The sequence below is a fragment of the Pseudomonas sp. UBA5706 genome (assembly GCF_002419965.1).
Taxonomy (GTDB): domain Bacteria; phylum Pseudomonadota; class Gammaproteobacteria; order Pseudomonadales; family Pseudomonadaceae; genus Aquipseudomonas.
Genome location: NZ_DIHC01000028.1, coordinates 139,871 through 160,125, shown reverse-complemented (window position 1 = coordinate 160,125; position 20,255 = coordinate 139,871). Strand labels below are relative to the sequence as shown.

The following is a 20,255-nucleotide window of genomic DNA, read 5'->3' as shown; positions in this document are numbered from 1 at the left end:
TTAACCGCGTGGGGTCGCGACAGCTGCAACCTTGGCGTCCGCTTTGGACGGCACCTTGGGTTGATTGCTGGCGTCGAGTGCCTGGCGTTGTTTCTGCAGTGCAGCGAGCGTGTCGGCGCTGGCCATCTCGGTGTCTTGCGGATCAATCGGCGAGCCGGGACGCACGCGCTGCAGACCGCTGACGACGATACGGTCGTCCTTGGCCAGGCCGCTGCGCACGATGCGCAGACCTTCGATTTTCGGCCCCAGGTCAACACTGCGGTAAATGGCTTTGTTGTCCTTGTCGACCACCAGCACGAACTTCTTGCCCAGGTCGGTGCCGACCGCTTCATCCTTGATCAGCATCGCCGAGTAAGTGCCACTGCCCACCAGCTTCAGACGCGCATAAAGACCAGGGGTGTATTGACCCTTGCTGTTATCGAACACAGCACGGCCACGAATAGTGCCGGTACGCGGGTTGACCTGGTTATCGACGAAGTTCATCTGGCCCTGATGCGGGTTGTCCGCTTCGTCGGACAGCCCCATGTACACCGGGCTGGCAGCGCCACGCTTGCCGTCACGGGCCAGTTGGTTGTACTTGAGGAACACACGCTCGTCGGCGTCGAAGTAGGCGTAGACCTTGTCGGTGGAGACCACGCTGGTGAGGATGCTCTGGTCGGCGGTGACGATGTTGCCGGCGGTGATCTCCGCTCGGCTGACGCGGCCGGTAATCGGCGCAGTCACGCGGGTGAAACTCAGGTTCAGCCGCGCCAGGTCCAGTTGTGCCTGAATCGCGGCGACAGCCGCCTTGGATTCCTGCGCGGTGGTGGTCCGCGAGTCGGCCAGTTCTGCGGAAATCGCATTATTGGTGCGCAGTCGCTCTCCACGTTGCGCTTCATTGTTGCTGCGATTCGACGCTGCCCTGGCCTGTTGCAACTGGGCATCCAGATGATGCACTTCAGCTTCGAACGGACGCGGGTCGATCTGGAACAATACGTCGCCTTTGTTCACCAGTTCGCCGTCGGTGAACGCCACCGAATCAATCTGTCCGGAGACGCGAGGTCGCACCTGCACGGTTTCGGGTGCTTCAAGGCGTGCGGTCACCTCATCCCATTCGTTGACCGGCTGCTCAAGCACCTTGGCCACGCTGACTTTTGCCGCCGCTGGCGCCTGTGCCGCCGTCTCCGGGCCTTTGCCGCAGGCACTGATCACAACCAGTGCCAATGCGGCAAGGGGATAGCGAAATGGATTGAGTGACTGAAACATTGGAAAATCCGCCGATGTTATTGAGATGGGCGGATTCTGTTCTCGGGGATTTTATTGCACGAATCGAATAACACGAAGGTAACTATCAGTCGGAATGATATTTCCGCAGCCGCAGGCTCTGAGTCGCGGGTTACACCAGGCTGTCCTAATCCCCGGAAACATTTTGGCTGGGCGTCAGGGTTGGTCGCGCATGGAAGAGGTCTTGCCAAAGGTGCCAAGTGAATTAATTTTCACTTGACATTCATCGGTCTGCGAAAATAAAAAAGGCACGGTGTTCAAGCGACCGAAAGGGTAACGGTGTGGCGATTGAGGTCTTTAGGATGCTCATAAGCTTATCAACAGTTTTCTACCTAACGGCTGCCAGGTGTGCAAATGGAAAACCCATCTTATAGCTTTAGTACTCAGCCTTATCATCCCAAAGATCGTTTTGATGTTTGGCGTGAAGAGGTAAATGCTATCTTCGATGTGAGGATTGGCGAGTCGGAGTTACTGGCCTTCAATTATGGGCTGACGACCTCTTATCTTGGAGCATTACTTATGGGGTGTGGAACCTGGAAGGGCGCTACAACACCGGTTAATTATGCTGTTAACCGGACTGATCAGATGATACGGCGCGATGGGCTTGACCACTATTATCTGTGCTTGGGCCTTTCTCATTCAATTGATGGGACGGCGGGCGGCGCGTCGTTTGTTGCGAATAAGTCACAAATTTATATATTGGATCTGGCCAAAGAGCTGAACTCTGTAATCATTGCCGGCGACACAATAATCCTGACGATTCCTCGTGATCTTCTAGCCCCTCGCATAGGCAATAAGGATATTCACGGCATGGTAATGCAGGGGGCGCTCAGCGATTTGCTAGCTGATCATATGCGCGCGCTACGAGCGCGTGCCTCCAGTTTCACTGCCGCCGAGATACCTTACATTCAACAAGCCACATTGGCCATGATCACCGCAGCAGTTACCCCTTGCGTGGCGAACCTAAAAAGTGCGGAGACTGAAATTGACCGAGTGCTGCTCAACCGAGTTAAAGTATTCATAGAGCAACGGCTACAAGATCCAGGCTTGGCGCCTTCATTGATATGTCAGCACTTAGGCATTTCAAGAGCCAGTCTCTATCGCCTGTTCGAGCGAGAGACCGGGGTCGCGACTTATATACAAACGCGAAGATTGGAAAAGATAAGAACGGTCATCCAGGAGAGTTATAGCGTTTCACATCGAATATCCGCGCTGGCCTTTCAGTTTGGCTTCAAGAGCGAATCACATTTCAGTCGTTCGTTCAAAAAGGCTTTTGGCTACTCACCTAAAGACGCTAAAGACTATGCGACTGCGGCTCGACCTACAGAAAGCGCTGGAGCGATATCCATGCACACCGGTTTCTCGCTTCGGTCCGTGCTCGATCAAATGGCACCTGACTGAGACGTAGAGGCAAAAAATTGATACGCAGAGGCAAGAAATTTTTCTCAAATGTGACGGTTAACAGCCTATGATTTATAGCTATTCGATTCGTTGCGATGTGAAGTTGACCCTTCCTGCTTTGATCATCGAATCGCCAGGTCAGGCGTTAAATATTTCATTACTGATAAGGGAAAAACGACATGTTCATGCGTAAATTTTGCTTGGCATTCACAACGCTGTGTGTATTGAGCGGCTGTAACGCTATAGCAAGTAAGACAAACATGTTGAGTGACGATGACTTGAAATCCAAAAGTGCTGGGGCACTGGGCTACGATCCGGCAGACTTGACCATCGTGAGTCGTCGAACAGAAGGTACTGATACTTATGTAACTTTAAAAAACAAACAAAACAAGCAGTTTAATTGCTTGATTAACGGAGGCAATCTCCTCACATTTGGTATGTCCAATCCGCCATCTTGCGCGAAAAAGGGAGAAGTACTCAAAACTGGTCCATTTGGGAGTTAAACCCGCGCTCGCGAATATAAGCGCAACTCAATGCACGTATTGCCGTCAGAGCAGGGTCTTTCTCAATGCAGTCTGTTTCCCCGCTTAGCACATTGCGGCTATTTTTAGTCGCAATTGCTCTCGTGGCCACCTTGGCCAATGCTGCTGGCTCAGCTGCCATAGCGGATGCCACCGACGTGCCGGACTTAGCGTTTGGTTTTGCACAGCGTTGCGTTGAAAAGGGTGTAAACCTGAAGCGTCTAGAGGTTATCGCTTGCAACAGTCAAAAGCTGCGTGCGCAGGAAAAGACCATGCTCGATATTGTCGCTGCGGCGCGTGAGGAAACCAGTGGGGTGGACGGCGAAACCGGCGATATCATTGATCCCTTACCCAAAGAGCAGGACGGCTGGCGTCAAGGTGTTGAGCGTAGATGTAAGGATGCTCCGTGCTTATCCAAGGCTTATGCTGCTCGTATTTCGCAACTCCGTGAGGACTGGTGGGACGCATTGCCTGAAGCGCTACGAGACTAGCTGCAACATAAGTATTTTTTGGTTGAGGCCGTAAATAGGTCTTGCCTATTGATAATAAAAAGTACTGCCCGTCATTAGCTTATTGATCTTTGCGCGGCCGGTAACCACACGTTGGCCTAATGGGACGAACGATATCCAGAGAAGGGCTTTACTGCAACAGTCTGCTATTTTTAAATCCTTTTTTGAGGATTGCTTCGCTATGCGATTTTTTCTGGTGTTTCTTGTATTTCTTCCTTCTCTGGCATCCGCATTACCTGCTCTAGAAGAAACCGAGCTTTATACGAAAAAGACAACTTATTGCCATGACGTCGACCTTTCGACTTGGCAGCATCCCATCCGTGCTGTATTCAAGAAGGCCAATATCACGCTTGAGCGTGTCCAGCTCTGCAATGCGGATCGCTACCCTGTATTCACTGTAGACCTGCCCTACGACCCAACAGGTCATACAAAATCCTATTTTACTCCGCTGTATTGGAAAATCCGCAAGGCCAACGGAAAATGGCCCTATGCGATTGTGGCCACTAGCGACAATTTAGTGCTTTATATAAGTTACTCGGTGCACGACACGCTAGTGATTGACTACGAACAGTATCATCTCTAGCCCGAGCCGCTGCGGTGCACTGGAAAGGAGTGGGGAATTTGCGATGTACGATGTTATTACTCAGAGAATCGGTCAGCCCTACGGCGGCCTTAATCATAGGCGCACGAGGATACGGGGTATGAGGCATCTGGTTGTCATGGGCATATTTGTCAGTGTGGGGGTACTGCCAGCATCGGCGTACTCAATGGATTGCAAAAAAGCAGCGACTAACCTTGATCACCTTATCTGTTCGGACCAGCGTCTTATCAGTGCTGACGCATCAATGGGCAAAGCCTATTCTCTGTTGCTGAAAAGTGCCCCTGATGCGGCCGTTCGCAACCTGTTGGTTGGCAGTCAGCGCCGTTGGATCAAAACTCGCGACGCAGCGTTTGGCGACCTCGACACGCTTACCGATGACCAGACGGGTGATGCTTATACCAAAGATGACCAGCGCGAAATCCTGCTTAACGCTATCCAGCAACGCACGCGACAACTGAATGAACGTTTGCCTGGCAACGCCCCATATCCACGTCTGGTCCAGACAGTTGTGGATCAACGTACTTTTGCCAGCCACTTTTCCGGTGGGCCATTCGCGGGTTTTTCAGTGTCCTGTGAGTTTTTGCCGCAGTCCGGCCAATATTCCTATGGATGCTTCGGCACGCATTTTTATCAGCACAACAACAGGGTCTGTAGCGTATCCATAGACTGGGCCAGCGGTAGCGTCACTGAAATACGGGCGATGGCCAATGTTGTTGACGGTAAGCCCAAATTGGCGGCGACCTGCCACCCCGGCGAGAACCGATGCTCCTTGGATGACGCTGCCAACATGGACTTGCCGGGCTGGAGTGAAAGAGCAGAGCGCTTCTCTGGGGATGCGGTGCGGATATACGAACAACTCGGTGAGACTGCATTGCCCGAATCAGACCCTGAGATGTCAGAGGAAGACTCACAAAAGTGGCTACAGAGTTGTTTGACCGATCCGCACTATCCGGTCAATGCACTAACCGAATAATAATGGGTTGCGCAATTTATTCGGGCTCTGGCATGGCGGGAAATGCTTCACCGGAGGGGCTGCTGTGGAGGATGGGGCCTTCACAACGCATGTCACGGGTCTCCGAGGTGTAATTGGCCTCCATGTGGTTATCAACCTGTAGCCGGGTTCTCCAGCCGACGGTAGCCTGATAGGTAGCAATGTCCTTGCCTGAAAGACTTAGCCCCGGGCCTTGCAATGTTTTTGCTACGGTTGCGCCACTGTCCAGCACTTCTAGCTTTGTAAGGCCCTGACGGTCATCGTGGTCCTGTTGCTGGAGTACTGCCAAGCATTCGGCGAAATTTTTGTAGTTTACCGGCAGCAACTCCATGGGCCACAGATGAGCGCTGGCTTGAGCGTGCGAACTGGCCAGAGTGTAAAGGAGAAGGCCGAGCATAGTGTAACGGGCTGAATTCATGATATCGACGCTCTTGCTGATAGTGAGTAGGGCGCTTGACGATTTTCTTTTATCCATACTAATACAGTGAATAAGCGTTGAATGTTTAACTTTACCCAACGTTCACTGACGTTTGACGCAAGCCGCCAAGGGGCGTAATTGATGAAAGGGTGCCTACGAGTTGCCTTGTTGCTAACTACCTGTACGGGTTTCATGAATACCGCCGGCGCGCAACTTGCCAACCCCTATGCGCGTCCCGACTCCGGGGCCACCACTGTCGAAAAAAATGCCCGTGATGATTTCAGCAGGTTTGCCACGGGTGGCTTCAAGGTTCTCGAGTCAGTCAAGGGCGATCTGACTGGGGCCGGCCATGTGGATGTTCTTCTCGTTCTTGATCCGCCTTTGAATGATCCTTCAGTAGCGCGAGAAGGCCTCAAGCGCACTGTCATACTGCTGGTACGTGACAGCAGAGGAGGTTTACAAAAGGCCGCTTCCAACCCGAATATTGTGCCGTGCTCCACATGCGGAGGGGTTGTCGGCGACCCCTATGCTTATTCGAAAATTGAAAAGGGGCATTTCACTATTGTATTAGGCGGCGGTAGTCGTGAGCGATGGACAGACGAATACAGCTTCAGTTACGCACCTGACACAATGAAATGGCTGGTCTCCAGGGTCGTGCGCAAAGTGGTCGATATGGACTCAAACAATCAAAAGCAGATTGCTCTCACCGGCAACGACCTGGGCGAAATGTCTTTCAATGATTTCAACCCTGAGCAATTACCTGAAGTGACTCTGCGTTGATACTGCCAGGGCCGTTCACGCTGTACCCACCCCATCGCCAGTCCGTCGCTCACCCATTGAACACGAGCCCACTATGAAGCACGCATTTCCCCTGTTACCCATCGCTGTCGTGGCGATTCATTCGTTCGCTTACGGCCAGTCTATGGTTCAACCGGACGTCTCGATCAACCAACATCCAACGATGAGGTATGAGGTTACCGTGAAGTTGGACGGGGCTCCTGGCTCATTCGACCGCATTGAGGGCATGGCGGATTACCGAGTAAAGAATGAGGACTGTGTGGCGCTAACTCCTGTCACGGGGGCAACTGTCCCGCCGGAAAGGCGGGTACCGCTTAAGCTGGTGCGGTCGGAACACAACCTTTACACATTTGAATTTTTCGCTGATTTGCTCCAGGACAAGAACTATTTTGATAAAGGCGTCTGTCATTGGGTGATTGTGGCGGTGAGCGCGAATCTTTGGAATAAAAGCGTCGACTTCAGTGCGCCACTGTTCCACGACGATTTATTCCGAGGCCGCTCGGTGACGCGGTATTACTCCAATCGCTCCTATGCGACGACGCAACTGGATCGTGTGGATGTGGGCGAAGCGAATCGTGCCCAGTATCAGGACGAAGCCGATGCCACCTTTTCCATTACGTTGAATGCGCGGCATACGCCTCAGTAAGCCAGTGCATGATTCCGTTGAGCCCGACACGCCCATCCTAGTGGGTTGCGCGCTTCTCAAGCTCGGCCGCCCGCGCCGCCGTCTTGTTCAAATGGCACTGATTAGCGTCAAGCATTGCCGCGGTACCGCCGTCCGGATCGGGAGCACAACTCTTATCACGTGAGGCAATCCACGCCCGCTCTTCATCGCGAAGTGCGGTATTGGCAGAGCCACTCAGGCTTTTACGCAGCCGCTGGTAAGCGTCATTCAGTCGTTTGTCCTGAAAGTCGTATTCCGCGCCGATGCAATTATTCAGTGTCAGCGTAACGCCTTCGGACCCATCGACACATTTATCGAAGGAAGGACGACACTCGTCGCCCAAGAGCAAAAAATATTGTCATCGTGATGCGACTCATGCGTCGTGTCTGTCCCATCATCCTTTTTGATCTCATCTTGCGCATAAGCAATTCAAGTTTGGTTTTGATAGCTGAAAGCGCCCAGGTGAATTAGTTCATTTGTAATCGGGGTCGATTCCGTCCCTGCGATTGCCTCATATCCTTATACCTGTGCTCATGACCCGAAACTTTTCTGTCATTTTGGCGTTACATTGATGATCGGGTAGCAGGAGAAGGTATTTGAGTAGTTTAAGCTTTTACTGGTGTCGCACTGAAAGACAGACGAACCCTTTTGGAGTATTAAATAATGAACGGTGAACGGACTCCCCGGCGCCTGATAGGCAGCCTTGACCTCATAACCATCACGCAGGAGCTCCACCACCCCGTTATGTCATCAGCGAAAGCCAGTGAGCTGACCGTTGGAAGCGTGAGGGCGCAGATTGCCAGGGCGGTAAAGTGTTTTTCAACATGAGAGGGTCTCTGGGTAGGGCTGAGGTCATTTAGTTTGGAAAAAATAAGTTAAGCAATGGGCTTGCCGCTGTCTGGTTCAATGGCGTCACAGGTTAGCGACGACCATGGTATATACGACTGCACGCGCCCGGATCAGTTTTCTGAGTCGTGACATCGGTCACGATATTTTGCGCGTTGAACGTGACTGAAAGAATACATTGGTGATTCGTGACGGACGTATATTCCGTAGGGGTCACCATTGTCGATCCACCAGGGCCTGCGCTCAGCTGATTAACCTGCGACACATACGTATAGGAATACGCATCATCCCATTTCGCCACGGAGAGGCCATTGGGCAGTTTCTCTACTTGGTCTGGCGGGCCAATTTTTTGGTAGGCTTCATTTATGCCTGATCCCTTTAACTTATGCGCGGCGTATAAATCATTCAAGGTGGGCGCGTCGCGCCCCATCAGTGCGCAACCCGACAGCGCCAACACGATAGAATAAGCAGCGCAATAGCTTAATAGTTTTATGATGTTCATCACGGTACTTTTCAGTCTTTGAGTGGGTATTGATTGCTGGGATGTCATCAGCATGAAGCAACTTAAAAAATACTAACGTCTTAGAAAGTAAAGGTGGAATAAAAGGCTTGTCCCTGCGTCTCAGATTTTTGTCTGTGCGTCTCAGTTGGAGCCGTTCTGAACTATCGGGCTTGAAGCGCAAAGCCAGAAAGAGTAGCTATATGTCACGGTAGGTAAGGCGCTCACCTACATCCCGACCGATGAGGGCTGGCTATTTCTGGCCGTCGTTATCGATCTGTTCAGCCGTCAGATCGTGGGATGGTCGATGGATGAGCGGATGAAAAGTAGCTTGGTGATCGATGCGTTGCGCATGGCTTGGTTCAAGCGTCATCCATCAAAGGACTCAGGGTTACTGTTTCATAGTAATCGGGGAAGTCAGGGCGGATTCAACCGGTCGTCGCAACACCTTTGATCGAGGTGTTTATGGGGCGGCCTGCAGGTTGGATGCAATAGTTGACTGGACGTGGAGCGATGCGTTCGCCAGGTTCGCCGTCACTTCGTAATGAAATCGAGCGGCTGTTCTGGAAGCAAATCGCAACCAGGATCGCCTGCACTCAACTCTGCTTTACGTAAGTCCGATGCAATACCAGAAGAACTGGCAAATGCTGCGACCTTAGATACTCAACCCGAACGCCGGGTAAGGGATACGTTTCTCGGGGGCAAGGTCACCCCCGCACAAGCTTTATTCACCGGACGTTTACAATGCAATCGCGGATTTAGGATGATCGCCTGCATCATGGGGGGCAAAGGGGAACCAATGAACGAATACATACTATTGATGTACCGGGATACACCTAACCCGGACTCTGCATCAGACATGGCCCAATGGGCTCAATATTTCACCCACCTACGCAGCACGGGTCAATTCGATGGCGGCAGCTCGATTGGTCAAGGGGAGCGTCTACGCAAAGGTCACTTGATTCAGCCTAGCGATACTCAAGTAAGTGGATTCATTCGAGTCCGCGCAGAGAATCTCGATAAGGCTAAGAATCTACTTGTCGGCAATCCAGTTTATGAGGCCGGCGGTACAGTGGATATTCAGGAGCTACCCCAGACCTAACGTTTAGGCATGACCGGTGCCGACGCATCTGGCTAGCGAGATTGAGCAGCTACTCCCGCATCAGTGGACGCCAGCCCAATTTACGCAAGGTGTGTTCGCCGTTCGCTTACGGCAGGTGGCATTGCCACTACGGTAATGGTAACCACAGGCGTGATGCTGGGTCGTGTACTTGGAACAATTGTTGGCAAGGGCGCTGAAATAATCGGTGGGTTGGTGTTGATGCTAGTTGGCTCTACTATCCTCTATGAACATTTGTCCGTGGCATGATTTAGTTTGGACTTATCTCGCCGATAATACAGGCCTTAAATTGCGGGTTTAAGGCCTCTCTGTACCAGCGTGCAGTTATTTTTCGTCTTGCTTGTTCTCGCTGAATTTATATTTAAGAAGAGTCAAAAATAGGATTTGGTAATGGGTCTTCGATGGGTTGCGGCCACTGTGGTTCTGGCGATCCACTGGAAGTGAATGGATCGCCATGACTATGAAAAGGCAGAAATGATCAGGTTTACGGCCAGCTCGACAACGCCTAAAGACTCTCAGGATCGCCAAAAAACATTTTTACTTGGCTCTAGAACGGGTGTTTCAGGCTTAAATTCTGAAGTTTTGCCCCCAATTTTGCCCCCAGTCGCCTCAGGTGCGCGGGCGATCACGATTGGCGATTTTTGACACGGACCACGGTGGTCGTCAGCAGTCGTCAGTGTACGCCAGTCTCGGCTTAGCTGAAGCAGGCCTGATGATTGATTGCCTAGGTCAGTGCGCAAAGCGGAGGGGGACTGCGCCGCGTCCCGCGCGGATCTGTCACTTTCAACTGGATGGTGGCTAAACCCCTGTAGCTGGTGTGCGTAAGCCTCTTGACACCGATGCTGAGTTGACCCAGTTGCCGAGGGATCTAGACCCAATTTTATACTTCCTGAATCATTACCTGCGTGGGGGGGATAAGGTATTGGTGGTGGGTCAGTTGGGCCCCGGCATATGGGTCGATTCCGCATCAGCGCGAACACCCGGTATTAAAGGCATAGCAGGCGTTCAAGGGCAGCGCAGCCGTTTACCGGAGGATTTCCGGTTTGGCCTGGATACGCGGTTGAATCGAAAAGTTCTCTGTTACACATTTCAGCTGGTACCGTTGTACGGTCGGACAGATACAAAATGCTTCGCTCAGAGGTGTCAGCATAACGCGCACACGTCCAAAGTGCACGGCGGCGGAGACAAGCTAAGCGTTAATCAATCGTCATACAATATGTGGGCCTGTGACGCAGGTGCCACATAGAGACGCCGCAGCATTCCTGTCCGGACATGAGTGAATGGATCAAGGTCTCCATACCCACCAGTTGCTGATCTGAATACGCTTCCATTGGGCACGCACCTGGCGCATCGAAGCGGCGTGTGCACGAATCCCATTCCGAAATTAGATGGATGTCAAACTGAAATCGTCTGCAAGTGTTTCATTCTCGAGAGAAGGATTTTAGGGCGGCGGGTCAGTGACCAGTTGCTTCTCCATTTGTGGCCAATCCTCCTTGAAAGGCTCCGACAGCCTCCTGAATTACGCCCGGTCTTGATTTGCCGACTGGGTGCACCCAACTGTCAGCTATCGCCCGGGCCGTGTGAAAAAACGATTAATACATCCAGAACTGAGACGCGCCCGGATTTATCAATGAAATCGGCAGGCGAAAGCTCAGAGGCTACCCTGACCGCAACCGGAGTTTCACGACGTTACATAGTTTGACAGTACCCTACATGGACGGCGCAGCGTTGTGCAAAATTTGCTTCGGCAGCCGACAAACTCATCTATTCTCGTTGTTTGAATTCGCGAAACGCTATTTTCTCTCTTTGGTATCAATATGAGTTACAGCTGTTTGACGCGCTGTTTTCTCGATAGTGCACCGATAGTGTGCGAGATTCCCTGTTTATACCAGCGCGGTCACGGTAGTGGTGCGTTTTTTCCTTAATATCACCCGTTCGCTCGGCGGGCAGCGGCGTGACGAATCATTGCACAGATCGTAGAATGGGCCACCTATTCATAGTTTAGTGATTGAATACGTTAATTCATACGCAATTGTTTTGATTGGCGGAGATGTATATCCATGAAAAGTCACACTTCGGAAGTTCAACTTGCGACCTTGGGTTTGGCGCCCGTTGCCCGTAGAGTTTATGCCTTGGAAGAAACCTTGATCGAGCGAGGTATGGTCGAGCACGAGTCGTTCGAGTCCATCGAGCACAAGGCAACCGAGGAGTGGGTTCCGCGCAATGGTGCTCGCCTGGTGGTTCGGGCCTGGACCGATCCCGCCTTCAAACAGCGGTTGCTGACTGACGGGCGGAGCGCCGCCTTGGAGCTGGGCTTTGAGCTGCCCACGATCCACAGACAGTTGAGTGTCAAGGAAAACACCACGCTGGTTCACAATGTAATCTGCTGCAGCCTGTGCTCCTGCACTGCGTTTACTCTAATCGGCCTGCCGCCATCTTGGTATAAGGACCTTGAGTATCGGGCCCGGGCGGTTCGCGAGTCACGTACAGTGTTGGGTGAGTTAGGCCTGCAACTGCCGGAGGCTATCGCGATCCGGGTGTGGGACACCACGGCCGACACTCGCTACATGGTGCTGCCGCTGCGCCCACCTCACACAGAGGGGTGGACCCATGCGCAACTTATCGATCTGATCACCCAGGACAGCCTGATCGGTGTTTCCCGCTTGGAAGCACCGTTCACCCAGCCCGATGTCCCGGAGGGGAGTATCTGAATGGACGGCATGCACGATTTGGGCGGTAAAGAGGGCTTCGGCCCGGTCAAACGCAGCAACTATGCAGGTTTTTATCAGATGCCCTGGGAGCTGCGAGTCCATGCCATCGGTGCCGTGATGATCGGTAAGAAGTTCTGGTGCGCGGACGAGCAGCGGCATGCTATCGAGCGCATGGAACCTCGCCACTACATGAATGCCAGCTACTATGAGCGCCAACTCACGGCGTTCTTGACCCTGGCCGTGGAAAAGGATCTGTGTGGCCATGCTGAGCTGTGCAAGCGCGCAGAGGGCGGGGTTCCCTTATCCTTGCCCGCTGCCGCCGGCAGAGCCGCAAGCGGCGCCACCGAATGGTTCCAGGTGGGGCAGAAGGTGCGAGTCAAGGATGAGTTCGTTCCTGGGCACACGCGTTTTCCTGGCTATGTTCGCGGGCGCACCGGCGTCATCGCCGGCCAGTCAGCGCCTTGCCACTTCCCTGACGCCGCCGGGCACGCCCTTGATGCCGCGTTGGAAATGACCTACGACCTCTGTTTCGAGGCCAAGGATCTCTGGCCCGAGAGTTGCGATGACGCACAGGTGCACTTCACCGCTTTCCATAGCTATCTTGAACTTGTCGAGGATTGCACCGATGTCTGACGTACCCGAGGATCAACAGCATAGCCTGTTGACGCAACTGCAGCGCTCCCGCGCCTGGGCCGATTACCAGGACGACCTGCGCAAGGGTTTCATCGGCGGGCGGGCCATCAGCCAAGGCTTCGAGCGGCCTTCGGATTGGCGGGTCGGTTTGGGCATACTGCCTAGCGGCAATACTGAACAGGGATCGACAGATGACTGATTTGCATCGTTTGAGCATTGCTGAGGTAGCAGCGCTCTACCAAGTCCGTGATCTATCGCCGGTGGACTATGTTGGCGCCTTGGCCGAGCGCGTGAGGACCTTGGACCCGCTGGTCAACGCGTTTATCGAGCCCATGCTTGAACAGGCGCAGGAAGATGCGCGCCAAGCCGAAGCCGAGATATTCGCTGGCTATAGCCGTTCGCCGTTGCACGGAATTCCCATCGGCATCAAGGACATCATCGATGTCGCGGGCATGGCAACAACCTGCCATTCAAAACTGATGCTCGAACATCGAGCCACCGCCGATGCCCGGGTGGTCAGTCAACTGCGTAGTGCCGGTGCGATCATCATGGGCAAGCTCTCCACTCATGAGTTCGCCTTAGGCGGACCCAGTGTGGACCTGCCGTTCCCGCCCGCGCTAAACCCCTGGAACCTGGCGCATAACTGCGGCGGCTCATCGTCAGGTTCAGCCGCCGCAGTGGCTGCCGGATTCGTGCCCGCTGCCATCGGCACCGACACCGGCGGCTCGATTCGTCACCCGGCGAGCCATTGCGGCATCGTAGGTATGAAACCCAGTTTTGGCTTGGTCAGCGTCGACGGGGTCTTCCCGCTCGCCTATTCGCTGGATCATGTTGGGCCCTTAACCAAAACAGTGGCTGACAATGCACTGGTGCTCGACGCCATTGCGTCGGCCAGCGCGAGGGGTGCCAGCTACGGTGCGCTTTTGCAGCAAGGTGTTAAAGGCAAGCGCATTGGTGTGATCAGACACTTCTACAATCACGACACCGTGGCCGACGAGGAAATGCTTAAGGCCATAGAAGACGCCTTAGCGATCTTGTTGGCTGCCGGCGCCAACGTTGAAACCGTGACCCTGCCACCCTTGGCGGACTTTGAGAACGCACTGCGAGTGATCATGTGCACGGAAGCGGCGGCTATCCATGAGCACAATCTGTTAAATCACCCAGGTGATTTCGCCGAGTTCACCCGGCTGCGGCTGTTGCCCGGTCTGTTCACCACGGGGGTGGACTACGTGCAGGCCCAGCGCCGCCGGCAGCAGCTGACTCAGGCGGTCGAAGCCTTATTTGATGATCACGATATACTTATCACAGCGTCCATCATGGACCCCGCGTGCCGTATGGATGATCGTGCCGCCATCGACTACACCTACACGCGCCAGTCGCGCATGCCCTTCAACCTCTCCGGGCACCCAGCGCTGTCAATTATGTGCGGAATCAGCAAGCTCGATGGTGTACCGTTAGCCGTGCAGATCATCGGTCGGCGCTGGGCGGAAGCCGAGGTTTATGCGGTAGCGGCAGAGTACGAACGTCTTACCCCTTGGCACCAGATGTTTGCGCCGGCACCGCTGTAGTTGTTATTGGATAGTGCTGCTGTGTGCCCCGCACTGGGGCGCACTTCGGTTAAAAAGATCACTGGTGGTGCTGTTCGCAAAACAGAAAATAGTTGATTCCTGAATACCTCTTTTGCTCAGTGAATAGTTCATTTACTGTCGCTAGAACGCTATGGATGAGCCGTTTAGCATCCCTGATAGTAGTTTAATATAACAATCGCCATGCGTTGTTATCTTATTCTGCCCTGCATAATTCTCATGTTGCATGAATAATCTTCTTTAAGAATAATGAGGTTTAGCAATGGCTGTTTTATCTTGCACGCATGTGCAGAAACAATATATGTCACGCGTGGGCATACCGATGACCGCTGTCAAGGATTTCAATTTAACCTTGCAGCATCAAGAGTTTTTTTGTCTGCTCGGTCCTTCCGGATGTGGGAAGTCGACGGTTCTGACCATGCTGGCAGGGTTCGAGCTGCCGAGCAGAGGCGATATCACCTTGGACGGACAAAACATCACCGGTCCGTCTCGGGATCGAGGTATGGTGTTTCAAGGCGATGACTCTCTATACCCTTGGCTCACGGCTCTGGAAAACATTGCGTTCGGGCTCAAGCTAGCCGGGGCAAGCCCTATGGCTATTCGGGAAGAGGCCATGGGATACCTGGAAATGGTGGGCCTTAGTGGGCAGCAGAACAAATACCCCGCGGAGCTCTCCGGCGGCATGAAACAGCGCATCCAGATTGCTCGCGCGCTCGCCGCCAAGCCAAAGATGCTGCTAATGGATGAACCCTTTGGCGCCCTTGATGCTCAAACTCGCGGAGTAATGCAGCACCAACTCCGGGATATCTGGCACAAAACCGGCTCGACGGTGGTGTTCATCACCCACGATATTGACGAGGCCATCGTCCTGGGCAGTCGCGTCGGCATCATGACCGCAGGCCCGGGCGGCACGCTGAAGACTACCATCGATATCGACCTGGGTGAGCAGCGCAGCCGCAGCGATCCGGGCTACAACGCCTACTACGGGAGGATCGAGTCGACGATTCGCGAAGAGGTCGATAAGACTTACAGCATCGTCAGGAGTAGCGTCGCATGAACAGTTCCTCTCTTCCTACCGTAGATTCGCCTGTCAGGAACAAACGGCCGGGCCGGTTGCGTAGCGCAATAGCGCCGATCTTGAGCCTTGGCCTGAGCTTTTTTTTACTCCTGGCCATTTGGTATGGATTTTCTCTGCTATTTGCCTCGCCGTTGTTTCCCGACCCGTTCACTGTTGCACGCAAGGCCCTCGAGTTACTAGCCGACGGATCTCTGCTAAACAACACCTGGGTCAGCATGCTGCGGATCCTCACCGGTTTTACCATAGGCTCGGCCATAGGCGTGCCCTTGGGCTTGCTGATGGGCAGCTTTAAGCCGGTGAAACAGTTGCTCGAACCCTGGACGGAATTCCTGCGGTTCATTCCCGCCACCGCCATGATCACCACCGCAGTGATCTGGTTTGGGATTGGCGAAGGCTCGAAGATCTTTCTGCTGATCTACACCACCGTCTTCATCGTGATTCTAAATACCGCGGCAGGGGTCCGGAGTATTTCGCCCAACAAAATCCGTGCGGCGCAAGCGCTGGGCGCTACCAAGGCCCAGATCTTCTTTCTGGTGGCGTTTCCGGCCACGGTACCGTTCATCTTGACCGGCATGCGCCTGGCGATGGCCAACGCGTTCACCACCATTGTCGCAGCCGAGATGGTCTCGGCCGACATGGGCCTGGGAGTAATGATCTGGTCGGGGCGCATGTTCATGTTGGTCGACGATATCTTCGTGGCGCTGGTTACCCTCGGTTTGCTCGGCTTTCTCACCGACCGCTTATTCCGCCTGGGTATTTACCGATTCGCTCGACGCTACGCCCCCGTCATCTGAAGGCCAGACGCCTTGGTGCTTTATCCCTTTCGAAGAGGCGAGTCATGTTGAAGTCATTCAAGCAAGTTCTGCGGCCGTTGTTATTCGTTGTCTTGGGGTGTTCAGTGCATTTCGCCCAAGCAGCCGCTCCGACCAGGATGCTAGTGGGTGTCGGCGCTGATCCCTCCATGGCGCAATTGTTGATCGCCAAGTCCGAAGGCTATTTCGAGCGCGCCGGACTGGATGTGCAGTTGATCCAGAGCGCATCGTCCGGCGCCACTGTACCCATGCTGATCGGCAACCAGATCAATGCCACGATCTCTGCCGAATCATCTGGCATCACCACGCACCTTGTAGACAATCGGGTGATCACCGCCGGCGAAGTGCTAACGTTCAAAGGCTTTTACGGTCTGGTGGCGCGCGGTGCCAAAAATTTCGATGAGCTCAAGGGCAAGCGCGTTGCCGTGGATAACGCCACGAACAGCGGCATACTTTGGCAGTCGATCCTGGAGAAGAACAGGCTCAACCCCGCCGATTACACCGTCGTACAGGTGCAGCCTCCGGAAATGATGCCGGCACTGATGCGTAAGGATGTTGATGCCATGGTCACGTGGGAGCCCTGGATCAGCCGTGCAGAGGCGCAAATAAAAGGCGCCACGGTGCTGAGCACCAACGAGGGCATCATGGAGGCGGGTTGTTACATGTATATGAACAGGGAGTGGGCGCAGACCAACGCGCAGGCGGCCCGTGCTTTCGTGCTGGCGATTACCCAAGCCACCGATTTCATCAACAAGGATCCCCAGGCAGCCGCGCGCATCACGGCGGCGCAACTGAAAATGGATCCAGCCCTGACCGCAAGCTTGATGGCCAAGCTCAACTTCAGCGTAAAGCTGGATGGCCAGACGAGAAACCGAGTGTCGACCATGGCCGAGAAGCTCACTCAGGCAGGGCGCTTGAAATCCGCCTTCAATGACAGCGATTACTACTACCCCGCAGCACTTATGAGCGTGGCGCCGGAGTCGGTCAGCCTCAAGGACTGAGCGTTGCTAACCCTGCAGATCAAGATTCGAGGATTTGATGTGATGACCCATAGGATTGAACAACGCCTTGCAGTGCTCGAGGCCCAGCAAGCCATTCAGGCCCTGAAACATCGCTATTGCCAATTGTGCGATCTACATTACGACGCGGATGCTATTGCACTGCTGTTTACCGAGGACGCCAGTTGGGAAAGCGGGGGAAGAGGAAGGTTCGTGGGGCGCGAGGCGATCCGGACGTTCTTTCTCGGCGCCAACCAACTCTATCCATGGGCCGCCCACCTTGTCCTGAATGCCATCATCACGGTCAATGGTGACGAGGCAACTGGCCAATGGCGGATGCTGATGCCTTGCAACGTATTGCGTGATGGCCAGTCGGTAGGTGTTTTGCAATGTTCGGAATATCAGGAGCGATACCAGTGCGTTGACGGCGCTTGGTTGATCAAGTGCCTTATAGTCACTCACCGCCGGATAGAGTCGCGTTTTACCGCTTGGGAGTAACTTCTCGGATCTGCTGGACAGCACTGCCGATGCCGGAACAAAGTAAGACGGTACTGGACTGAAGGGCTGGAAAATGCCTGCTGCGCAAGCTGCAGGCTTATTTTTGCTTAGAGTGTTTCGTCATTGGAAACAAACTGTTTCTGAGGTGGCTTGGCGTTGGGTGATCAGGGTCAATGACGTAAAAGGTTTTCGGCCGACCCTTGGCCTTGTCAACTATCAACTGTGAGAAACCTAATGAAAACTGCACTGCAAACCTCCACCGCCGCAGAACGTGTTGCTATCGTGACGGGGGCAGCCTCTGGTATCGGCAAACAGTGTTGCCTGGATTTGCTGGCCGCAGGCTGGCACGTCTATGCCTTAGATGTCTCATTGGACGCCTTGACCCACCTAAAACAAACCCAAGGGCCACACCTTCGCACGGTGATGTGCGACGTGAGCAATGAGCGCTCAATTGCCGCTGCACTCGAGATTATCGTGGCGCAAGTGAAACACGTATCGGCGCTGATCTGCAGCGCCGGCATTCTGCGTACCGGTTCTTTGATGAGCTTAGAGACCTCCGCGTTCGATCAGTTGTTCGCAGTCAATACTCGCGGCGCTTGGTTGGTCGCCAAGCATGCCCACCCCCTGCTGGCCGCCGCCGCCAGCAACGAGCACCCAGCGCGGATCATCATGGTAGGTTCCATTGCTTCGATTCGCCCGAAGGTCGGCGGGGGCGCATACTCAGCCAGCAAGGCCGCACTTGCGACATTGGTGCGGGTGATGGGGGTTGAGCTGGCAGCCGAAAACATACTGGTCAATGCCATCGCGCCTGCGACCGTCGATACACCTATGATCCACGGCAATGCCAACGCCAGTGAGGGCAACTATAAACCTTCTGGTGTTTCGCCGCTGGGCCGCATTGCGGGTGTGGCGGACATCACCGGGGTCATCGGTTTCCTGCTGAGCCCGGCCGCCAATTACATGACCGGTACCTTATTGCCGGTGGATGGCGGCACCAGCGCTGCTTTTGTGCCACGGTAATACTGGGTGCATACACCGGTTCGGGGGGGGCTGTGCCCGGGCAATAGTCTAGAGGGGAGTGATATGGATCTGTTACGTTGTATCGAAGTATTCATCGAAGTCGCCGAAGGATCGAGTTTCACCCGTGCCGCCCAGCGTCTGGGGATGGCCAAGGGCAACGTAACCAAGCACGTGGCATGGCTTGAAGAGCAGTTGGGCGTTCAATTGCTGAGACGCACGACGAAAAGCGTCAGCCTTACCGAGTCCGGCAGCTTGCTGATCGAGTCGGGTACCGAGCTGCTGGAACGGACAGAACAGATCCGAGATGAGGTGAAAATGCTGGCGGTTTCACCCAAAGGGATGATCAAGGTCGGTGCCCCACCGGCTTTTGCCGCGTTGCAGATGATTCCCGTGGTCGCCGCATTCTCCAAGCTGCATCCAGACATCAACGTGGCTTTGGCCTTGGATGACGGACGCGCTGACCTGGTGCAGGAAGGTCTGGACTTAACCATCCGAATCCGTCCGGCGCTGGGCGATACCAGCCAAGTGGCGCGCAAGCTTGCAGATGTGCGTCAGGTGCTAGTGGCCTCGCCCGACTATCTGTCACGCCATGGCCATCCTACCTGTGCCCAAGACCTCGCATCTCATGCGTGCATGGTGCACTCGTTGAAATCGCCTACTAACTATTGGGAGTTGAGTGGGCCCTTCGGGAGTACGAGTGTTCGGGTCAAGGGAAATATTCGCGCCGACTTCGGTGAGCCGCTTCATTATGCCGCACTCTCGGGTATGGGCATCAGTATGCATCCTGTATATATGGTAGCGCCGGATATTACATCCGGCCGCTTACAGGTGGTACTTCCCGACCATGTTCCGCAACAGTTGGGTCTTTACGTGGTATTTGCCAGTCGGAAATCAATTACCTTGCGTTCGCGAACTTTCGTTAACTTTCTTCAGGCCTGGTTCGGACGAGCGGACTGGGATGAAACCGGGGCGCCAGCGATGCCCCTAGCTCTTCACGGCTCTCAAGCGGAGTCCGCAGCATGCATCAAATGAGGCATAACTATATCTGTACAGTGAATAGCTTTTTCTCATACTGGAAACAAACCCCCTTTTTTGGCACCGTCTAGAAGATTTCAGCCTATATTGCACTGCAATCGTGCCTGATTTTTCCGCTTTTGCTGTTTTTAGAATTTTATGTTCATGCCTGGTGCAGTGACTATCATCCCTCCAATTTTGCTGTTTCGGAGGGGGGGTGACGCAGCCTAAAATAGTAATTAAGCTTGTTTTAGGCGAACAAATACAACCGTAG

The 20,255-nt window shown here is 54.0% G+C and carries 23 protein-coding genes and 2 pseudogenes; 21 read left to right on the top strand and 4 right to left on the bottom strand.

What is annotated here, in order from left to right; translation table 11 throughout:
- Positions 1-1,245, bottom strand: a complete 1,245-nt coding sequence (gene mexE / locus B3I26_RS12990; RefSeq protein WP_296258168.1) for a multidrug efflux RND transporter periplasmic adaptor subunit MexE — start codon at positions 1,243-1,245, stop codon at positions 1-3.
- A gap of 372 nt (positions 1,246-1,617) precedes the next feature.
- Here mexE and B3I26_RS12985 point away from each other — a divergent pair, with 372 nt between their 5' ends.
- The 5 genes from B3I26_RS12985 (at position 1,618) to B3I26_RS12965 (ending at position 5,268) form a co-directional block, all read left to right on the top strand.
- Positions 1,618-2,664, top strand: coding sequence for a helix-turn-helix domain-containing protein (locus B3I26_RS12985; RefSeq protein ID WP_296258166.1), 1,047 nt, complete (start codon positions 1,618-1,620; stop codon positions 2,662-2,664).
- Between the two features lie 179 nt (positions 2,665-2,843).
- Positions 2,844-3,167 carry a hypothetical protein gene (locus B3I26_RS12980; RefSeq protein WP_296258164.1) on the top strand — a complete coding sequence of 108 codons (324 nt, stop codon included), beginning with the start codon at positions 2,844-2,846 and terminating at the stop codon, positions 3,165-3,167.
- A 65-nt stretch (positions 3,168-3,232) separates the two neighbouring features.
- Positions 3,233-3,676, top strand: a complete 444-nt coding sequence (locus B3I26_RS12975) for a hypothetical protein (RefSeq protein WP_296258163.1) — start codon at positions 3,233-3,235, stop codon at positions 3,674-3,676.
- 199 nt (positions 3,677-3,875) lie between these two features.
- Positions 3,876-4,277 (top strand): hypothetical protein, encoded by a 402-nt coding sequence (locus tag B3I26_RS12970; RefSeq protein ID WP_296258162.1) that lies wholly within the window; start codon positions 3,876-3,878, stop codon positions 4,275-4,277.
- A 118-nt stretch (positions 4,278-4,395) separates the two neighbouring features.
- A complete protein-coding gene (locus tag B3I26_RS12965; protein WP_296258161.1) occupies positions 4,396-5,268 on the top strand; it encodes a lysozyme inhibitor LprI family protein in 873 nt (290 codons plus the stop codon).
- A gap of 16 nt (positions 5,269-5,284) precedes the next feature.
- Here the strand turns inward: B3I26_RS12965 and B3I26_RS12960 are convergent, their stop codons facing one another.
- Positions 5,285-5,704 carry a hypothetical protein gene (locus tag B3I26_RS12960; RefSeq protein ID WP_296258160.1) on the bottom strand — a complete coding sequence of 140 codons (420 nt, stop codon included), beginning with the start codon at positions 5,702-5,704 and terminating at the stop codon, positions 5,285-5,287.
- 192 nt (positions 5,705-5,896) lie between these two features.
- On the opposite strand from B3I26_RS12960, the gene B3I26_RS12955 reads away from it, so the two are divergent.
- Together B3I26_RS12955 and B3I26_RS12950 are read left to right on the top strand one after the other, a co-directional pair.
- Positions 5,897-6,484, top strand: a complete 588-nt coding sequence (locus tag B3I26_RS12955) for a hypothetical protein (protein WP_296258159.1) — start codon at positions 5,897-5,899, stop codon at positions 6,482-6,484.
- A gap of 73 nt (positions 6,485-6,557) precedes the next feature.
- Positions 6,558-7,148 (top strand): hypothetical protein, encoded by a 591-nt coding sequence (locus B3I26_RS12950; RefSeq protein WP_296258158.1) that lies wholly within the window; start codon positions 6,558-6,560, stop codon positions 7,146-7,148.
- A 37-nt stretch (positions 7,149-7,185) separates the two neighbouring features.
- On the opposite strand, the gene B3I26_RS28890 is transcribed toward B3I26_RS12950, so the two are convergent.
- Positions 7,186-7,509, bottom strand: a complete 324-nt coding sequence (locus B3I26_RS28890) for a lysozyme inhibitor LprI family protein (RefSeq protein WP_409522022.1) — start codon at positions 7,507-7,509, stop codon at positions 7,186-7,188.
- Positions 7,510-8,085: 576 nt separating this feature from the next.
- Positions 8,086-8,514: a hypothetical protein gene (locus B3I26_RS12945; RefSeq protein WP_296258157.1), complete on the bottom strand. Its 429-nt coding sequence runs from the start codon at positions 8,512-8,514 to the stop codon at positions 8,086-8,088.
- Positions 8,515-8,734: 220 nt separating this feature from the next.
- Here B3I26_RS12945 and B3I26_RS12940 point away from each other — a divergent pair.
- The 14 genes and pseudogenes from B3I26_RS12940 to B3I26_RS12875 all read left to right on the top strand — a co-directional run.
- A pseudogene (locus B3I26_RS12940) lies at positions 8,735-8,932 on the top strand (DDE-type integrase/transposase/recombinase); the annotation flags it as partial.
- A 123-nt stretch (positions 8,933-9,055) separates the two neighbouring features.
- Positions 9,056-9,613: a hypothetical protein gene (locus B3I26_RS12935; RefSeq protein WP_296258243.1), complete on the top strand. Its 558-nt coding sequence runs from the start codon at positions 9,056-9,058 to the stop codon at positions 9,611-9,613.
- A gap of 117 nt (positions 9,614-9,730) precedes the next feature.
- Positions 9,731-9,880 (top strand): annotated as a pseudogene (locus tag B3I26_RS12930) (manganese efflux pump); the annotation flags it as partial.
- 195 nt (positions 9,881-10,075) lie between these two features.
- On the top strand, positions 10,076-10,276 hold the full coding sequence (locus tag B3I26_RS12925) for a hypothetical protein (protein ID WP_296258155.1): 201 nt from the start codon (positions 10,076-10,078) through the stop codon (positions 10,274-10,276).
- Between the two features lie 1,415 nt (positions 10,277-11,691).
- The gene (locus B3I26_RS12920; protein WP_296258153.1) at positions 11,692-12,342 is read left to right on the top strand and encodes a nitrile hydratase subunit alpha; all 651 of its coding nucleotides are present in this window, start codon (positions 11,692-11,694) and stop codon (positions 12,340-12,342) included.
- A complete protein-coding gene (gene nthB, locus B3I26_RS12915) occupies positions 12,343-12,975 on the top strand; it encodes a nitrile hydratase subunit beta (RefSeq protein ID WP_296258152.1) in 633 nt (210 codons plus the stop codon).
- Positions 12,968-13,174 carry a hypothetical protein gene (locus B3I26_RS12910; RefSeq protein ID WP_296258151.1) on the top strand — a complete coding sequence of 69 codons (207 nt, stop codon included), beginning with the start codon at positions 12,968-12,970 and terminating at the stop codon, positions 13,172-13,174. Before nthB ends, B3I26_RS12910 begins: the two co-directional genes overlap by 8 nt.
- Positions 13,167-14,543 carry an amidase gene (locus B3I26_RS12905; RefSeq protein WP_296258150.1) on the top strand — a complete coding sequence of 459 codons (1,377 nt, stop codon included), beginning with the start codon at positions 13,167-13,169 and terminating at the stop codon, positions 14,541-14,543. The genes B3I26_RS12910 and B3I26_RS12905 overlap by 8 nt, the downstream gene beginning before the upstream one ends.
- 280 nt (positions 14,544-14,823) lie before the next feature.
- Positions 14,824-15,618, top strand: coding sequence for an ABC transporter ATP-binding protein (locus tag B3I26_RS12900; protein ID WP_296258148.1), 795 nt, complete (start codon positions 14,824-14,826; stop codon positions 15,616-15,618).
- A complete protein-coding gene (locus B3I26_RS12895) occupies positions 15,615-16,433 on the top strand; it encodes an ABC transporter permease (protein WP_296258146.1) in 819 nt (272 codons plus the stop codon). Before B3I26_RS12900 ends, B3I26_RS12895 begins: the two co-directional genes overlap by 4 nt.
- Positions 16,434-16,477: 44 nt before the next feature.
- Positions 16,478-17,452 (top strand): ABC transporter substrate-binding protein, encoded by a 975-nt coding sequence (locus B3I26_RS12890; RefSeq protein ID WP_296258144.1) that lies wholly within the window; start codon positions 16,478-16,480, stop codon positions 17,450-17,452.
- A gap of 42 nt (positions 17,453-17,494) precedes the next feature.
- The gene (locus tag B3I26_RS12885) at positions 17,495-17,947 is read left to right on the top strand and encodes a nuclear transport factor 2 family protein (RefSeq protein WP_296258142.1); all 453 of its coding nucleotides are present in this window, start codon (positions 17,495-17,497) and stop codon (positions 17,945-17,947) included.
- A 234-nt stretch (positions 17,948-18,181) separates the two neighbouring features.
- Complete coding sequence (locus B3I26_RS12880) at positions 18,182-18,967, top strand: SDR family NAD(P)-dependent oxidoreductase (protein WP_296258141.1); 786 nt, start codon at positions 18,182-18,184, stop codon at positions 18,965-18,967.
- Positions 18,968-19,030: 63 nt separating this feature from the next.
- Positions 19,031-19,999 (top strand): LysR family transcriptional regulator, encoded by a 969-nt coding sequence (locus B3I26_RS12875; protein WP_296258139.1) that lies wholly within the window; start codon positions 19,031-19,033, stop codon positions 19,997-19,999.
- The last annotated feature ends 256 nt before the right edge of the window (positions 20,000-20,255 follow it).

Excerpts from the sequence above, each read along its gene's own strand:
- mexE (WP_296258168.1), bottom strand. The coding sequence starts at position 1,245 with ATGTTTCAGTCACTCAATCCATTTCGCTATCCCCTTGCCGCATTGGCA.
- B3I26_RS12985 (WP_296258166.1), top strand. The coding sequence starts at position 1,618 with ATGGAAAACCCATCTTATAGCTTTAGTACTCAGCCTTATCATCCCAAA.
- B3I26_RS12980 (WP_296258164.1), top strand. The coding sequence starts at position 2,844 with ATGTTCATGCGTAAATTTTGCTTGGCATTCACAACGCTGTGTGTATTG.
- B3I26_RS12975 (WP_296258163.1), top strand. The coding sequence starts at position 3,233 with ATGCAGTCTGTTTCCCCGCTTAGCACATTGCGGCTATTTTTAGTCGCA.
- B3I26_RS12970 (WP_296258162.1), top strand. The coding sequence starts at position 3,876 with ATGCGATTTTTTCTGGTGTTTCTTGTATTTCTTCCTTCTCTGGCATCC.
- B3I26_RS12965 (WP_296258161.1), top strand. The coding sequence starts at position 4,396 with ATGAGGCATCTGGTTGTCATGGGCATATTTGTCAGTGTGGGGGTACTG.
- B3I26_RS12960 (WP_296258160.1), bottom strand. The coding sequence starts at position 5,704 with ATGAATTCAGCCCGTTACACTATGCTCGGCCTTCTCCTTTACACTCTG.
- B3I26_RS12955 (WP_296258159.1), top strand. The coding sequence starts at position 5,897 with ATGAATACCGCCGGCGCGCAACTTGCCAACCCCTATGCGCGTCCCGAC.
- B3I26_RS12950 (WP_296258158.1), top strand. The coding sequence starts at position 6,558 with ATGAAGCACGCATTTCCCCTGTTACCCATCGCTGTCGTGGCGATTCAT.
- B3I26_RS12945 (WP_296258157.1), bottom strand. The coding sequence starts at position 8,514 with ATGAACATCATAAAACTATTAAGCTATTGCGCTGCTTATTCTATCGTG.
- B3I26_RS12935 (WP_296258243.1), top strand. The coding sequence starts at position 9,056 with ATGAAATCGAGCGGCTGTTCTGGAAGCAAATCGCAACCAGGATCGCCT.
- B3I26_RS12925 (WP_296258155.1), top strand. The coding sequence starts at position 10,076 with ATGGATCGCCATGACTATGAAAAGGCAGAAATGATCAGGTTTACGGCC.
- B3I26_RS12920 (WP_296258153.1), top strand. The coding sequence starts at position 11,692 with ATGAAAAGTCACACTTCGGAAGTTCAACTTGCGACCTTGGGTTTGGCG.
- nthB (WP_296258152.1), top strand. The coding sequence starts at position 12,343 with ATGGACGGCATGCACGATTTGGGCGGTAAAGAGGGCTTCGGCCCGGTC.
- B3I26_RS12910 (WP_296258151.1), top strand. The coding sequence starts at position 12,968 with ATGTCTGACGTACCCGAGGATCAACAGCATAGCCTGTTGACGCAACTG.
- B3I26_RS12905 (WP_296258150.1), top strand. The coding sequence starts at position 13,167 with ATGACTGATTTGCATCGTTTGAGCATTGCTGAGGTAGCAGCGCTCTAC.
- B3I26_RS12900 (WP_296258148.1), top strand. The coding sequence starts at position 14,824 with ATGGCTGTTTTATCTTGCACGCATGTGCAGAAACAATATATGTCACGC.
- B3I26_RS12895 (WP_296258146.1), top strand. The coding sequence starts at position 15,615 with ATGAACAGTTCCTCTCTTCCTACCGTAGATTCGCCTGTCAGGAACAAA.
- B3I26_RS12890 (WP_296258144.1), top strand. The coding sequence starts at position 16,478 with ATGTTGAAGTCATTCAAGCAAGTTCTGCGGCCGTTGTTATTCGTTGTC.
- B3I26_RS12885 (WP_296258142.1), top strand. The coding sequence starts at position 17,495 with ATGACCCATAGGATTGAACAACGCCTTGCAGTGCTCGAGGCCCAGCAA.
- B3I26_RS12880 (WP_296258141.1), top strand. The coding sequence starts at position 18,182 with ATGAAAACTGCACTGCAAACCTCCACCGCCGCAGAACGTGTTGCTATC.
- B3I26_RS12875 (WP_296258139.1), top strand. The coding sequence starts at position 19,031 with ATGGATCTGTTACGTTGTATCGAAGTATTCATCGAAGTCGCCGAAGGA.